Here is a 13,968-nt window from a genome sequence, read left to right as displayed (position 1 = left end):
CAGGCACCACGACCTCGTTGTGCATCGCAACGCGGCGCCAAGCGGACCATGCTGGTGCACTAGTAAGGTCTGAGGCTCCGCGCACGAACACTGCACCCGTCGCCTTGTCAACGATGATCTGCGTTGCTGTGTCGCCGCCGCGAGAGACGATGAGCTGCGAATCGGCGACGCCAGCAGGTCCATTCGTAGGCGTGCCGAAGCTGTAGAAGCCGGAAGTGATGGCAATATTTAGGTCCACATTGCCAAGCGTCTTCGTTTGCAGGACTGCATCAGCAAGCGAAGAAGTCCAAACGCTGGAGACACCGGGGACCACAGCAGTCACGTCAGGCACGTCTGCGTTAAGCAGCCAGATAACTCCATCATGTGACACCGACGCAGGCGCTATCAACGGCCCGCTCAGGGCACTCCACACGCCCTTGAAGTGCGCTGAAGCAAGCGCCTTGTCAGCAGCAATCACCGCAGTGGCAGCGGCGCTACTGACTTGGCCCTGTACGGCAGTCACCTCCGTGATGAAGTCGCCGATCCAGCTCACGAAGCCGGCGAGCCAGTTGCGCAGGCTTTCCGTCCATGTCAGGTACACGTCCGTCTTCAGGTCAAACGTGCCCTGGTCGTCCTGACGCCGGCTCGGTATGGGTGCCGCTGCTGGTGGCGCCCCAGGTGGTGGTGTAAAGCTCACTGCTCCACTCCTTCTATGGTCATTGAACAATCGGATTTGCCATGCGCGAAGGGAACCAGCTCGAAACTGGTGATGTAGCCCAGCGTGGTCAGGCCGTCGATGCCGCGCGCACCGATCCACAGCACGGGCTTTGCCCGAAACGGCACAACCAGGTCGCGTACGCGCCCGTATTCAGTACCTTCCACGAGCACCTGCAGCTTCATGCGCTCGCTGAAGTCGCCCTCGCGTACCTGCCAGCTGCCCCACTCGTCCTTCTTTTTTAGGCTCCAGTCGTCGAAGCCCAAGGCCGGACGCCAGTAGGTGTTGCCCAGCCAGATCGAGCGGCCCAGAATCACCTCGCCGCAGCGAGCCACGCCTGCGGGTCGGATGATGCGGATGGTGACCGTGCCCCCCGTGTATGCGGGCAGCGGCCACAGGTGCAGCTTGGTGAGCCGCTCCAGCGGCACGTGGAAGTAGCCCCAGTGCGAGTTACCAGAGGGGCGCAGCATGGAGCGCTCCTCACTGTCGTACAGCATTCCATGCACTTGGTGATGCATGAGTACCTGCACGGAGTCGGCCTCCACGCCCATGAGCTGCACGTCGGTGACAACCCGCCCGGTGGTGATTGTCACTTCGATCAGATCCGGGTTTTCGGTGATGGACTTCAGGCTGCCATCGAACATGCGCAGGCGGTTTTCCACGCCGATGCGCTGCCACTTTCCTGTTGTTGTGGCCGGGTCGTTGCCCAGGTTGCCATCGAGCATCGAGCGCCATATCACGCGCTGCGCGTCGATGATCTCGGCATTGAGGGCATAGTTGGTGGCAGCGTTGTAGGAGGGCAGATTGCTCGCCGCTACGTTGGTGACTATGTTGTCCAGCGTAACGGACATTGGCGGCACGAACCCCATGCCCTGTGTGTAGCCGTTAGTCATGCAGGCTCCTCAACGCGTTGTTTGAAGCCCATGGCCTCCAGGCGGCGCAGCAGCTTTTCGCTGTCGCTGCTGGTGATGTAGATGGAGCGCAGGGCCTCATAGAGCATGGCGCGCAGACCATCGATCGCGCCGACCACGGCGGTGTTGTCGCCGCCACCCGCTTGCAGGCCATCCAGCAGCTGCTGGGTCTGTCGTGCGTTGTAGATGCGCGCAGTACCAGTTACTTCTAGCTCTGGCCCTTCTTCACCGACTAGACGCAGCCCACCGAGGTGTGTCCCGCCTGCAGCAAATCGTGGGATGCCTTCGGCTGCCGCGCGCTCCAATAGATCCTTGTAGGACCAACCGCCTACGGTGGCCAGGTCCGACAGGGTATAGCCCGAGGCTTTGGCGTCGTTGAGCATTCCTGCGACGTCACCAGTTCCGCGCCACTTGTCCATCCATCGATCAACTGTATTCAACAACGCAGTTTCCTCTCCGGTAGTAGCTCGCCAGGAACTCCAGACGCCTAGGTACACCTCGCGGTAATATCCTCCGTCGGCCGTGCGATCACCAGGACTTATCGTCTTGCCACCGCCCACTGGCCCCGGCCCTGCGACGATCTCCACACCGCCGCCAGAACCGCCGCCCCCAGCACCACCACCGGAGCCACCACCGGCTGACCCAGGCGCATCACTCTTCTCATTGAACATCCGGTCATAGAACTCGCGCACTGCGGACTCCACGTCTTGCACCGCCACGGTATTGCCGCGTGCCGCGTCCAGCGCATCGCGCCCTGACTTGATGAGCATGTCAAGACGGTCCACCTCCTTCTTGGCCTGCTCCAGCAACTGCTCGTCGGTCGTGAGCTGGGCATCCCCCACGTTGCCGATCGCGTCCAGCTTGTTTGCAAGGATGAGCTGTGCGGCCTCGTAGTCCAGACGGTTTGCATAGGCTTGCGTACCCATGCCGGAACGCGCGTCCGTGATCGCCTGGCCAAGACCTTGGGCATCAGGCAGGTAGCCCGTGGTACGCGCCGCTGTAAGGGCGTTGTCAATCCAGGCGCTGGCCTGGGCTGCGGTCATGGACGCGACACTGGACACCTGGCCGCGCAGTTCTCGTGCCTGGTCGCGTGTGATGTCCACCACCGCACGCGCCGCGGCAATGCGTTCTTCACGCAATGCGATCTCGGCTTGCACCACGTCACGGGCGGCAGCGATGGAGCGCTGCATTGCCTGCCACGCCGCATCCGTAGCAGCCTTGCGGGCATCCGCCTCGGCGCGCAAGCGCTCCTCATACGCGCGTTGGCTCTCCTCTTGCGCGCGTTTGCGCTCATCCTCTTGCGCGCGTTGGCGCTCCTTCTCTGCCGCAGCCGCGTCTTCGGCGGTAGTGGTGATGGAGGCGAACGCGCCGGATAGCTGCATCAGCATCGCCCAAGCGGCACGGCCTTCTTCGGTGCTGCGGTCCTGCGCTTGAGCGAGCGCTCGGAACTGCTCTCTGGCGTTGGCGGCATTGATGTCGGGCAGTTGCAGATCCATGGCCAGCGTGTCCAGTTGGGTCTGCATGGTTCGGCGCATGGCTTCGCGCTGCTCGTCCTTGGAAAAGAAGTTCTGGAAGAACGTGCCCGTGGCGTTGTTGAAGCCATCCGGCCCTGCGAAAAGGTCCATCAACTGGCTGGCCATATCTGCCCCGGCGAGGCTGGACGCATACAGCGTATAGCCGAGGTTCTCGAAGACCGAGTTCACGCCCACCAGACTGCCGGACAGGCGCGTGAGCGTATCCAGCGCTGTTTCATTGGCGCGGGCGTATTCCTCGGTGCCGAGCACCGTGCTGGCCAGGGAGATGGCGATCTTGTCCATCTCCTCCTTGATGAGCTTGTCCGCTTCCTCGGGGCTCAGGCCCTTCAGGCTGATCTTGATGTGAGCGGTGAAGCTGTCGATGGCCTCGGCGCCAAGCCCCAGCACACCCGCCATCTCGCGTGCGCCCGAGCGCATGGCGTTGAAGGTGTCGGCAAATGCAGCGCTTGTCTCTTCGTCGAGGTCCTTGTATTTCGTCTTGTTCGACCGGAAGAGACCGCCCTTGTAGAACTCGAAGAGACGGCCATCGAAGCCAGACTCACCGCCGAAGTCGCCTTCAATTCCAGAGTCTTTGAGCTTGCGGCCGAAGAGCCGGTTGACCACGCCGCCGGCCAGGCCGCCGAGCAGCGCACCGACGGGGCCACCGAGCAGCGCACCAATGGCGGAACCGCCATTTACCACGCCGTTGCCGCTGCCGAGCACGGAATAGCCGCCTGAAATCATGCGACCGCCGAAGACGCCTCCGGCGATGCCGGCACCCCAGCCCATCAGGCTTGCAGCGCCAGCGCCAGCAGCACCGGCTGCGGTGGAAACACCTGGCCCCATCATTCCTGGCGCGATGTACATGCCCTGCATGCCCATGCCGAACTGGGTGGCGGCCTGGCTGCCGAACATGGAGCCGAAGTTGGTGACCATGCTGCCCATAGACGCGGCCATGCCGCCAGAGAAGCCGCGCCAGATGCTCATGCCGGTGTTGACCAAGTCCATGGCGCCACCGCCACTGCCGCCGCCTCCCATACCTACCGCGTTCAGCCCTTGCTGCACGATGCCATTGATCACCAGTGACACGGGAGTCATGATGGCGCTGATCACCGGGCGCAACACCATGGTGTTAAACATGTTCTGGACGGTGTCCGCGAGGTTCTCCGCGAAACCCTTGCCGCTTTCAAATCCCCGCATGAGCGCATCGGTCAGGCTGCGGTTGATCTCGTCGGATGTGCGAGCCATGTATTGCTGTTCGACCTTGGCCACGGCGGCGGCGCTCTCGATGCGCTGGGCGCGCAAGGCCTCCTCCCGTAAAGCCTGCTTCTCGACATCCGACAGCGCGAGCGCATCAATGGAAGCGAGCTCCTTGGAATACTTGAGCTCGACCTGGCGCAGCGCCACGATCTTTTCACGCTCCAGGGTGGTGAGCCCGGATAGGGCCTGCTCGTCTTCATAGGCTTTGGCCAGCTCTTGAGCGCCACGCAGCAGTTCGTTCACGTGCTGTTCGGCGGCCTTGTAGTCCGCCCCCTGCAATGCAGCCACGTAGCGTTTCTGCGCGGCAATCTTGAGTTCCAAAGAGGCGATGTATTTGGGGTCGAAGCGATCGCTGCCCTGGGCCTGGGCCATTTGCTTCTCCAGCTCGGCCAGCGTCATCTGCTCGATGGCCATGCGCCCTTTACCGAAGACCGTGTTGGCCGCTTCTTGCGCCTTTGCGCGCTGGTCGATGACATCGGCATCACGCGCCGTGGTGTCGATGAGGGCCTGGTGCGTCTTGAGAGACTTCTCCAGGCCGTCGTTGCTGCGCAGTTGCACACCCAGCGCGTTGGCAATGGCTTGCTTCTCGCGCAACCTGGCAGCCGTCTTGGCGTCGGTGACCCGTTCAAGCTGTGCGCCAATATGGAGCGACTCTCGCTCACCCGCATTCAGCTCTGACGCGCTAGCGCCAAGAGTGACGAGCTGCTCGTGGTACAGCCTGGCCGCCTGCAACTGCCCTTGCAAGTTGTCCAACTCGGAGTCGGAGACCTTGATGCCGCCCGATCCCTGGGATTGCTTGTACTTCTCGCGGATGGCGGCCAGCCGCTGCTCTATCTCTGCGGTTGAGGCACCCGCTGCAGCACCCGCCACTCGTGCCTTGGCGAGCTCATCCTCCATGCGGGCTTGCTTGCTGAGAAACCTCTCCCCCGCCTTGTCCCATTCGATCCTGGCTTGTAATTGAGCGTTACCGAGGGCCGTCGCATCAGCCGACGCGTTCTCGGCAGCGATCTTGTCTTCCAGCGCTTTGACCTGCTCACGTAGGTCTTGCGTTTGTTTTCCTGGTTTGATTCCCAAGGAAGCATTGCGTTCTTCCAGGCGATCGAGGTTCTGGCGGAGCTGATCAAGATTTTGCTGATCGGTGTTGGCTCGCCCAATATTGAGCATGGCATCCCATGCTTCCTTCGCCGACACGGTGATGCCGCGCCATGCGCGCTCGATGTACCCCAAGCTGCCTTCGATGCCCTTGCTGCGCTCGCGCATGGCAGCATCCAGAGCGTCCATCGCCACTTTGGAGGCTTCGATGGTTTTTCCCTGGCCATCCAGCGCATTGATCTGGTCGTAGACGCTCTGCGTCAGGAAGTTGGTGCCCTCATTGAGCTTGAGAACTGCCGTCAGCGGGTCTTTCTGCAGTGCGGCGAACTGTTGCGCCGTCTTGCTCACAGCCTGGCCGGTGGCGCGCTCCCATTCAATGGCCGTCTGCGTGTACTGTTTGAGTTGGTCACCGCCGCGCACCCCCGCCTGGACAAATGCGGCCAAGCCTTCAGCGGCCTGGGCCTGGGTGCCGACCACGTCGTCTATGGCCCGAGCGTAATCGCGCAACTGACCGACTGTGACGCCCGAGGCATTGCCCGTGGTGATGATGGATCTGGTGAACGCGTCCTGCTCTTTGCTGCCCTGGTAGTAGGCAGCCGTTGCCAAGCCCGCCGCCCCTGCCAGCAGGCCAATGCCCGCCACCGTGGGCGTGATCGCGCCAAGCATGGCGCGCAGTGCATTGCCTGCGCCTCCGAACGAGTCTTTGATCTGGCCGCCTTGCTGGATGGCAACCATCCACACCGGCATGCCGCTGGCCATGCTGGTGACCACGTCGGTGATCTGCGCGGGCAGCATGCGCATGGCGGCGGCATGCTGCGCGGCCGAGATGGCGCCCGCCGCGTGGGCCTTGTTGCCCGCGTCGATCGCGCGGCTCATGGCCTGCGCCGCCGTGGTGGTGCCTTGTAGGGAGGCCGTCGCCGCGGTGCCACCGCCTTGAACCTGGGCGACGAAGGTAGAGTGCGTCTGCCCCGCGCTGGCGAGCTCCGCCTTGTACTGCGAGGCGTCAGCCTGCAGCTTGAGTCCGAGTGTCAGATCAGCGCTCATGGGCGAATGGCTCTATTCCCGTTCATTGCGTAGCGGCTTGGCTTCGCTTTCCAGAATGCGCACGTGCATGAACACGCTGCGCTGCTTTGATTTCTTCACACCAAGCAGGTCCATCGTGCTAGCCAGGCTGGTGTGGTCGATTCCGTCGTAATAGAAGCCCCACGGCCCTGTCACCACGCGCCACTGGTTCCAGCAACTCACAAAACACTCCCACGCCGGCCAAAGCTCAGGTGCAAGCTCGTACTGTTCTGGCTCAGGTTCCTCGTGAGCGCCTTGCGTGGCCGCAGCGCGCGCCTTGTCTGGATCAACGCCGAGGAGGCCCCACTGGGCACGTAGCTCTGCGTCTTCCTCCTCGGTGTTCTGGCGCTCGTGCCGGCGGCTCAGGAACCAGTGCCGGACGGCGCCACGGAGTTTTTTTCCGTCTCCTGCGGCTTGAGCACGGCTTCCTGGGCGTCGGTGTAGCCCCGTACCAATGCGGCTTCGAAGCCGTCCCAGTCTTCGCACAGTTCTGCTTTCGCAGCAGGCGTATACGCGATCGCCGCGCCAGTTTTGTCTTTGAAGTCCCAGTCCACCAGCACCGCTTGCAGGAATTGCTCATCGGTGATCGGCTCGGCCGCCAGGTCGGCTTGGACCTCTGCGCGCTCTTTGGCGGTGAAGTTGCAGTCGTCGGCATCCAGGCGCTTGCGGATGGCGGCGCGCACGTCCGGCATGAGGTTGTTGGCGCGAATGCTGCGGTCCAACGCCTTGCGCTCTGACGTCTTGAGGCGCTTGTAACGGGCACGGCCCTCGATGACTTCGGGCTTGCCGTCGTCTCCAATGAGGCGGTAGGTAACGGGCGCCCAGAAGGCGACGGATGCGAGAACAACGGCCATGAAAGACTCTCCAGATTGGTGGTTGCCAGGTTGGTGAGGTCGGGCTTATGGGGCGCCCGGCCTGGAGGCCCGCGGCGACACCACGGCCATTAGGCCGCGATCGCCCACTCGTCGTTGCCGGAATCGCTGGGAATAAAGCGCAGCGGTACGGCGATCATTTGGATGCCATCCTGGTCACTGAACGTGGGCTTGCCGATCTGTGCATACGGCGCGGTGATGGACACCGTATTGGTGGCGCCTTGGCCGTGCTTGAGGGTCATTGGCACCTTGGCGCTGGTACGTGCCATTTCGATCCAGTTCTTGGTGGCCACAGACGTGTTGCGGAACGTGACGCTTCCAGTGGAGGCACGGCCGGTGATCTCCGTGGTGTCAACATTCATCAGGTCCTGCTTGACGACCTGGTTGCCGAAGTCGAACTGGAAACTGCTGCACGCCGCCTGGTAGCCGTCTAGCTCCAGCGTGGTGTTGAGCTTGTTCACGCCCAGCGGCCGTTGGAACTTGCTGTAGTTCACGACGGGCATGGCTGCCACTTCTTCCACGGGCAGGAATGAGCCGGTGAACTCGTACTGCCACTTCGGAATCTGCTTGGCATCCACCGTTGCCTTGACGTTGCCGCGTGCGCCGGCCATCTTGTAGAGCTGCTTGTCCACCACGGCATAGACAGTCACGCTCTCAATTCCGTCCGTTACTGGGGCGAAGACTGTGCCCGCATTCACGTCGGGCGCAGGGGTGTTTGTCACACTGGCAGCGCAGGCGCGCATGAGTGTGGCCCAGCCAGGCAGGTCGCCCACAGTGCCCACGCCCGCAAGGCCCACGCTGAACGCGATCTTGCGGTACAGCGTGACCATAGTGGTCTCGGACGCGCCGAAGTAAGGCCGGATGACGCCCTGATCCACCTCATCGCCCTCAATGGGCGTGAGCGTGACGTCGGACACCTCAATGGCGTCCGCAGCCACTGGTACTACGATGGTGCCGACAGTGGCCTCGATGGCGATCAGAACGGCCATCTTCTTGATGAACTTCGGGGTGCTCATGCTTGCTCCTTGGTAGCTTGGGACTGGGTTGCTTCAACGAGGACGCGCTTGCCGTCCTTTACGGTGTAGATGCCGCCCTGGCCTCGGTTGGAGTCGGCTGGCGCGGCGATCGCTTGGGCGCGAACCACGGCAGTGGCCATGTCACGGGTGGTGGTAGCGGCCGGCGCCTCGGTCTGGTCCGCCACCTGCTCGGGCGGGATTGTTTTGGCATTGCGTGTGCTCACGGGTTGCTCCTGTCGTAGTAGCCAGAAAATCCAAATTCGTCGGACCACCAGAGGCGGCCATTGCCCTCGAACTCCACGAGCTCGCCACCGACAAACAACACGGGGTCGCCCATGGAAGCGTCAGCCACGAAGCCGATCAGTGCCTGCTTGACGCGACGGCGCAGGCAGGCGAGATCGACCACGCCAACGGTACCCTCGGGGCTCATCACGTCCACTACCTGGAGAACACCGAAAAGGCGGTACTCGATCTGGTCGGGGACACCCGTGTGATCCAATCTCTGGCCGCGCTCGGACAGCGGCAGCAGGTAAATGGACGGCGTGGCTCGGCTGGATCGCATGGCGGCGTCCAGTCCGGCTGCCTCCTCGATCTCGCGCAGTTGCAAGTCGACGAGCTGGTCGCGCAGCTGCTGCAGGATGGGTTTCAGATCCATGGGTGCAGCCTTCAGCGGAACGTACGCATCTGCGCGCGCCCGAAGACCAGCGGCGCGCTCTCAAAGCGCACATCGGTTGCGCTGGTATTGGCCGTGGCCGCTGGATCGTCGGCGCCCAGGCTGAATTTTCCCGCGGCCAGCAGGCCCAACAGCTTGAGCGCATCGCGGTAGTCGCGCGCCACCGGGTCCTTGGACTCGTCGGTCATGCGATCCTTGTTCAGGAAGTACCGCGTGATCGAGCGCGCCCATACGGTGACCATACTGCGGCCCGTACTGCCGGCAGGCAGTACCAGCGGCAGCGTGTAGCCGCGCTGCACCAAGTAGCCATCAATCACTGCACCGGCCTCTGCTACGGCGTCCTGCACACGCGCCAATGCTGCATCTGCGACAGCGACCTGCTCGGGCGTCCACGTGCTGCGGTCCAGGCCGCGCAGCGTGGCGTCCATGAGCGCATCATCACGCACCATCTGGTGCGGCAGGCTTGCGGTCTGGGCGATCTCACGCGCGCCTGGGCGCTCGGCAAGTTCGGCGGTGGTGATGTAGGGCATGGTGAAGGTGTTCAAAGTTGCCGGGGCTCAACCAAACCATTCCCGTTATCCAGCCCCGGCATGAGGTTGGCGGTGGAGCCCCCCTGGGCTCGCCGCACGCGTTGGGAGCGCTGCGTGCGGGTCAATGCCCTTCGCTTTGGGAGTCAGGTTCCGGTTGCACCGCCTGCTGCGGTGCCAGCAGCGGACAGCTCGTCCACCTGGTCGGCCGGCACATCGAGCAGCGTCGTCACCAGCATGGGCTCGGTCTGCAGTTGCTCGAACTGCTCTTCGGTGAGCTCATCGAGCGGCACCTCGGTGGTGCCATGCCATTCGCGGCCGGCGCGGCGAAATCCGTCGCGCTTGGAGATGACCTGGAGCATCTGGCGTGTGCCGCCATCGGTCTTGACAGCTTTGGTGGCCGACGTCGCGGCGGTCTTGGTGGTGGTCTTTTGGGTTGCCATGTCTTGCAGTCCTTGAAAAAGAGTTGCGGTCAGGCGGCCAGCCAGGGGCACACAACAACCTTGGACAGGTTGCGCATCACGTTGGTAGCGCCGTTGGCCAGACGCTCGGCTTGCACCACCTCCAGCGCTTGCTGCTCCAGGTTGGGCGGCACCCACAACTCCTTGCTCTGGATGACCAAGGGTTTGCCGTTGTCACCGCGCAGGCTCTGATGGGCAGCGCGCGCGTCGGCGTAGCTCTGCACAGTGAGATCATCCTTGGAGGCGTAGGCAAGCTGCCACAGGCCCAGACCCGCATTGCCGCGCCCGTCTGCGCCCCAGACGAACTCATTGCGGTTGAAGACGTTTTCGTCGGTCAGATTGGTCTTGGCGGTGAAGGCGTAGTCGCGGCGCTTCTGATAGAGCACCGGCTTGATGACCTTGCTGGTGTCCAGCAGGAACCAGGCCGTGCCCGTTCCGCCCTGAAAGTTGCTCACGCTGACTTGGCTGCCGGGGGCGCCAACAGGGTGGTCGGTGTCGAAGAAGTACTGGCCGTCGTAGCAAGGCGTGGTGAATCCCGCATTGAGCAGGCTGAACACCAGCTCGTCTGGGTGCAGCGCCGCGTCCTGGCCCAACTGCTGGATCACGGGCGTGTAGACGCCATACTGATCGTCCTCGATCTCCTCGCGGCCCACTGCAACGGTGTTCTCGAACGTCTTGTTCTTGATGGCGTAATCGTGCAGCACCAGGTTCTGGATCTGACGCTCGCCGATCCACTCCCGGAACTTGGTGATCTGGCCCAGCCAGCCATACTTGGTTTCGCTGGTGGTGCTGGGCACCAGCGTTGCGGCCTGGCTCCACATGGGAGTGGCCTGCGCCAACGCGCCCTTGAATGCGCCGCTGAACGCTTGGTTGAGGATGGAGAGGTTGCTGTGATTGATTTGCATGGGTTGAAACTCCGTTGCAGTTGCGCTTTCAGCGGAAATCGACCCAGACGCCATAGGCATCCACGTCGAACACCTTGCCCGCGCGGCTGCGGGTGTTGGCACCGTTGGTCTTGGCGACGGTCTGGTCGTCGACGATGAAGCAGTCATTGCCGATGTCTGCCAGCGTGATCGCATCAGCAGAGGCACTGTTGGCGAAGTGCGCAGGACGCCGGTCAACGCGCACGCGCAGCGCGCCTGCGGCGCCCAGGGTGTTGTCGGCCGGAGCCAACGCGCAACCCGCACCTACGAGCGTTGTTGACGTACTGCCGGGCACAGCCAGGCCGGCGGCATTGATAGCCACCAATGCACCCGTGAAGATGCGGACGCCGCCAGCTACGGGAGGCTCGATCTGTACGCCATCGCGGCGCAGCGTGTTGCGGTCTTGTGTGAGTGCTGCCATTGCTGTGGCTCCGATAGTTGGTGGTTCAAACGGCAGCAGCCGCAGCTACGGCGCCTGCCTTGTATTGCTCGGGCGTCAAGCCCATGGCCGTACACACTGCCAGCTCGGCGGCCGACAACTGCGCGTCGCCCTTGGCGGTACCGCTGGGCGGCAGGCCGCCGGTCTGGGTGCCGGTCAGCGCGGCGATCGGCTGCGCCTTGTCCAAGAAGGCGGTGAGCGCAGCCATATCCTTCTTGCCGAGGTCACGCGCCCAGCTCTCCATGGCAGGCAGCAGGCGACCATCGGCCAGCGCTGGTTTGACGAGCGCGTCCACATCGGCCTCGTTCTGGCGTGCAGTGAGCGCGGCAATCTGCACCTGCAAGGTGGTGACCGTTTCGATGGGAACGTACTTTGCAGGGTCAGGCGTGGCGGGGGCTGCCTTGCGCAGGCCGGTGCAAGCTGCGGTGACAGCTTCTGCCGTGGCGTCGGCGGGCAACTGCAGCGCAGTGCAGGCGGCTGTGGCCACGCTGGCGCGGGCCTGCAGAGGCTGCAGCGGGCCGAGGGCCTTCAGCGCGGCAGTGGCCTCTTCTTCAGTGGTGGTCTCGGGCAAGCCGAGGGCGGCCAGCAAGGCCTTGAGCAATGGATTCACGGATAGCTCCTGTGGGAGGTCGAGGGACGGAAGGAAGGCTGCCGTTGCGGCGGCCATGAGAGAAAGTGGCTGCATCCCTTGGATGCCGGGGTCATTGGTGAGCGCGCCCATGAGGATTTCGAGCACCGTGCCGTCCGTCTTCGAGTAGGAAAAGACCGGGCTGAAGTAGAGGTACTCCTTGCCGTCTATGTCGGCAGCCGCGCGTGGCGTCATCTCGACCATGCCGAACAGGCCCTCGCCTTCCACCCACTCCATGGACTTCGCCCACCCTGCGGCGGGCGCGGGCTGGCCGTTTTTTTCCTTGTGAAGGGTCTGGTGTTCGTAGTCAATGACGAGCGGCTTGCGCGCAATGCGTGCGTTGAAGCGCTCGATGACACGAGCAGCGCTGGCGGCGTCGATGCGCCACGCCGGAACGTCTTCAGGGCGCGTGTCTGCGCTGCGAAACTCACCGGCTGGTAAGTACTGCACCCGGCGCATGAGTCCATCTGCCGATACCGCCGCCTGCACGGCGAAGGTGCAGGCGGCGATGGCTACAGCGCTACGGTGGGTGTTCGCAGAAGGCATTGGCGCTACTCTCGCGCGCACCCTGCGTCTTCCTTAAATGCTGCACTCCACATATTCGCCAACAAAAAAGCCCCGTCGCGGTGGCGATCGGGGCCTATGGAGGGGGCGGCGAGTAGCGATCTATCCCAGCGCCAGAGAACCCTGGCGCAGTGCTATCTGCTCACGTCGCCAGGCGCGCTCAATGTTGCGCACGCGGCTGGCGGTGATGCCGCAGGCGTCGGCCACGTCTTTGTACGGCAGGCCGGCTGCGCGCATCTCGATCACGCGGCGCGTACGGGCGCTGCTCATCATGCCAGCGCCCACTGGAATATACGGCTGCGTGCCGCCCAGGTCCTGGGCCACGCCCATGGTGAGCGCCACGGCCATCCTAGCGATCGACGCCGTATCGGCGGCCTCTGATTCAGGTGCGGACAGCAGCGTGAGATAGTGGCTGGTGGCCAGGTCGCGCCAGGTATCCGACCAGGACGGCGTCATCAGCGCTTCAAGTGGTGCGAGCTGCTCGGCCGTGAGCTCGGCCAGATCCAGGCGATAGAACATCTCAAGCATGGTGGTCTCCTCTGGTCTGCCAGGCCTTCAGGGCTTCGATGCAGGTGTCCAACTGAGCGGTGGTGCAAAAGCGCAGCGCCGTCACGTGCACAGTGCGCTCCACCCAGGCATCCAACGCGGCGCGGCTAGGGTTGTTGACCAAGCCGTCGCGGTGCAGTTGGTGCCACAGCGCCCACACCTTGCGCTCGCGCGGGCTGGCCTTCTTGCGCACGGCATCGAACTGCTCTTGCGTCAAAGGCCGACGCCGCGTCGCCGTGGCAATGCCCGCGCGCTCGGCCAAGCGCTGCATGTGATCGCGCACGCCCTGGCGCTCGGCGGCAGTCAGGTCCAGGCTGCTGGTCTTGCCCGTGAGCCCATTGAGCAATGCGCGGTAGTCGTCGTCGCTCAAGCGCAGCTTGCTTTTGAGCACATGAATCGCGGCAACGTGATTGGCGGTCATGTCAGCGCATCCTGAAATTTGCTTGCAGCTCGGCCAGCGCGGCGCCCTGCGGCGCCACGCACAAGCCGTTGACCTCATAGCGCGCGGCCCAGGTGCCGGGCGCAGGCGGCACTTCGGCAATCAGTCGGCGGCGCTTGAGGTTGCTTACGACCTGCACCATGCGCGCAGTGTCAACGCCCAGGCGCTGCGCCAACTGCGCTGTAGTGTAGGGACAGCCGCAATCGAACAGCAGATCCCACACTGCGCGGTATTCAGCGTGCAGGCGCATCATGCGGGCACCCTGCCTGGCGCGGATGCGGGCCACGCCATCAGCAGCGCAACGGCATCGCTGGCGCGCGGCGCGTTCTGGCCCAGCGCCTGGTAGG

General features: G+C 63.6%; 16 protein-coding genes. All 16 read right to left on the bottom strand.

The features are described from left to right. Positions 1 to 580: pyocin knob domain-containing protein (locus PY257_RS16100; RefSeq protein ID WP_275743657.1), on the bottom strand; the 580-nt coding region annotated here is incomplete at its 3' end. Positions 581 to 672: 92 nt separating this feature from the next. Next, complete coding sequence (locus tag PY257_RS16095) at positions 673 to 1,587, bottom strand: hypothetical protein (RefSeq protein WP_275743655.1); 915 nt, start codon at positions 1,585 to 1,587, stop codon at positions 673 to 675. Next, positions 1,584 to 6,515, bottom strand: a complete 4,932-nt coding sequence (locus PY257_RS16090; protein ID WP_275743653.1) for a phage tail length tape measure family protein — start codon at positions 6,513 to 6,515, stop codon at positions 1,584 to 1,586. The genes PY257_RS16095 and PY257_RS16090 overlap by 4 nt, the downstream gene beginning before the upstream one ends. A gap of 12 nt (positions 6,516 to 6,527) precedes the next feature. Beyond that, entirely contained in the window at positions 6,528 to 6,899 is a 372-nt protein-coding gene (locus PY257_RS16085) for a DUF1799 domain-containing protein (protein ID WP_275743659.1), read from the bottom strand. Continuing rightward, positions 6,896 to 7,387 (bottom strand): hypothetical protein, encoded by a 492-nt coding sequence (locus PY257_RS16080; RefSeq protein WP_275743651.1) that lies wholly within the window; start codon positions 7,385 to 7,387, stop codon positions 6,896 to 6,898. The genes PY257_RS16085 and PY257_RS16080 overlap by 4 nt, the downstream gene beginning before the upstream one ends. A gap of 89 nt (positions 7,388 to 7,476) precedes the next feature. Further along, positions 7,477 to 8,421 carry a hypothetical protein gene (locus PY257_RS16075; RefSeq protein WP_275743649.1) on the bottom strand — a complete coding sequence of 315 codons (945 nt, stop codon included), beginning with the start codon at positions 8,419 to 8,421 and terminating at the stop codon, positions 7,477 to 7,479. Further along, positions 8,418 to 8,645, bottom strand: coding sequence for a hypothetical protein (locus PY257_RS16070; protein ID WP_275743647.1), 228 nt, complete (start codon positions 8,643 to 8,645; stop codon positions 8,418 to 8,420). The genes PY257_RS16075 and PY257_RS16070 overlap by 4 nt, the downstream gene beginning before the upstream one ends. Then, on the bottom strand, positions 8,642 to 9,076 hold the full coding sequence (locus PY257_RS16065; RefSeq protein WP_275743645.1) for a phage tail terminator protein: 435 nt from the start codon (positions 9,074 to 9,076) through the stop codon (positions 8,642 to 8,644). Before PY257_RS16065 ends, PY257_RS16070 begins: the two co-directional genes overlap by 4 nt. Positions 9,077 to 9,087: 11 nt before the next feature. Further along, positions 9,088 to 9,624, bottom strand: a complete 537-nt coding sequence (locus tag PY257_RS16060) for a phage protein Gp36 family protein (protein WP_275743643.1) — start codon at positions 9,622 to 9,624, stop codon at positions 9,088 to 9,090. Positions 9,625 to 9,767: 143 nt separating this feature from the next. Next, positions 9,768 to 10,064, bottom strand: coding sequence for an HI1506-related protein (locus PY257_RS16055; protein ID WP_275743641.1), 297 nt, complete (start codon positions 10,062 to 10,064; stop codon positions 9,768 to 9,770). Positions 10,065 to 10,093: 29 nt separating this feature from the next. Continuing rightward, on the bottom strand, positions 10,094 to 10,987 hold the full coding sequence (locus PY257_RS16050; RefSeq protein WP_275743639.1) for a Mu-like prophage major head subunit gpT family protein: 894 nt from the start codon (positions 10,985 to 10,987) through the stop codon (positions 10,094 to 10,096). 28 nt (positions 10,988 to 11,015) lie between these two features. After that, positions 11,016 to 11,426, bottom strand: coding sequence for a hypothetical protein (locus tag PY257_RS16045; protein WP_275743637.1), 411 nt, complete (start codon positions 11,424 to 11,426; stop codon positions 11,016 to 11,018). 25 nt (positions 11,427 to 11,451) lie between these two features. Next, on the bottom strand, positions 11,452 to 12,618 hold the full coding sequence (locus PY257_RS16040; RefSeq protein WP_275743635.1) for a phage protease: 1,167 nt from the start codon (positions 12,616 to 12,618) through the stop codon (positions 11,452 to 11,454). 120 nt (positions 12,619 to 12,738) lie between these two features. Beyond that, positions 12,739 to 13,164 carry a helix-turn-helix domain-containing protein gene (locus PY257_RS16035; protein WP_275743633.1) on the bottom strand — a complete coding sequence of 142 codons (426 nt, stop codon included), beginning with the start codon at positions 13,162 to 13,164 and terminating at the stop codon, positions 12,739 to 12,741. Beyond that, positions 13,157 to 13,603: a regulatory protein GemA gene (locus tag PY257_RS16030; RefSeq protein WP_275743631.1), complete on the bottom strand. Its 447-nt coding sequence runs from the start codon at positions 13,601 to 13,603 to the stop codon at positions 13,157 to 13,159. The genes PY257_RS16035 and PY257_RS16030 overlap by 8 nt, the downstream gene beginning before the upstream one ends. Position 13,604: 1 nt before the next feature. Continuing rightward, complete coding sequence (locus PY257_RS16025) at positions 13,605 to 13,874, bottom strand: hypothetical protein (RefSeq protein WP_275743629.1); 270 nt, start codon at positions 13,872 to 13,874, stop codon at positions 13,605 to 13,607. Positions 13,875 to 13,968 lie beyond the last annotated feature (94 nt).

The organism is Curvibacter soli, assembly GCF_029211125.1.
In the GTDB taxonomy this organism is placed as follows: Bacteria; Pseudomonadota; Gammaproteobacteria; order Burkholderiales; family Burkholderiaceae_C; genus Curvibacter_A; species Curvibacter_A soli.
Note: the sequence above shows the minus strand (reverse complement) of the source record. Positions and strands in the feature narration are given on the sequence as shown.

Bases quoted from the DNA above. Each gene is read 5' to 3' on its own strand.
- PY257_RS16060 (WP_275743643.1), bottom strand. From the start codon at position 9,624: ATGCCCTACATCACCACCGCCGAACTTGCCGAGCGCCCAGGCGCGCGT.
- PY257_RS16035 (WP_275743633.1), bottom strand. From the start codon at position 13,164: ATGCTTGAGATGTTCTATCGCCTGGATCTGGCCGAGCTCACGGCCGAG.
- PY257_RS16090 (WP_275743653.1), bottom strand. From the start codon at position 6,515: ATGAGCGCTGATCTGACACTCGGACTCAAGCTGCAGGCTGACGCCTCG.
- PY257_RS16080 (WP_275743651.1), bottom strand. From the start codon at position 7,387: ATGGCCGTTGTTCTCGCATCCGTCGCCTTCTGGGCGCCCGTTACCTAC.
- PY257_RS16030 (WP_275743631.1), bottom strand. From the start codon at position 13,603: ATGACCGCCAATCACGTTGCCGCGATTCATGTGCTCAAAAGCAAGCTG.
- PY257_RS16055 (WP_275743641.1), bottom strand. From the start codon at position 10,064: ATGGCAACCCAAAAGACCACCACCAAGACCGCCGCGACGTCGGCCACC.
- PY257_RS16050 (WP_275743639.1), bottom strand. From the start codon at position 10,987: ATGCAAATCAATCACAGCAACCTCTCCATCCTCAACCAAGCGTTCAGC.
- PY257_RS16075 (WP_275743649.1), bottom strand. From the start codon at position 8,421: ATGAGCACCCCGAAGTTCATCAAGAAGATGGCCGTTCTGATCGCCATC.
- PY257_RS16065 (WP_275743645.1), bottom strand. From the start codon at position 9,076: ATGGATCTGAAACCCATCCTGCAGCAGCTGCGCGACCAGCTCGTCGAC.
- PY257_RS16095 (WP_275743655.1), bottom strand. From the start codon at position 1,587: ATGACTAACGGCTACACACAGGGCATGGGGTTCGTGCCGCCAATGTCC.
- PY257_RS16045 (WP_275743637.1), bottom strand. From the start codon at position 11,426: ATGGCAGCACTCACACAAGACCGCAACACGCTGCGCCGCGATGGCGTA.
- PY257_RS16040 (WP_275743635.1), bottom strand. From the start codon at position 12,618: ATGCCTTCTGCGAACACCCACCGTAGCGCTGTAGCCATCGCCGCCTGC.
- PY257_RS16025 (WP_275743629.1), bottom strand. From the start codon at position 13,874: ATGATGCGCCTGCACGCTGAATACCGCGCAGTGTGGGATCTGCTGTTC.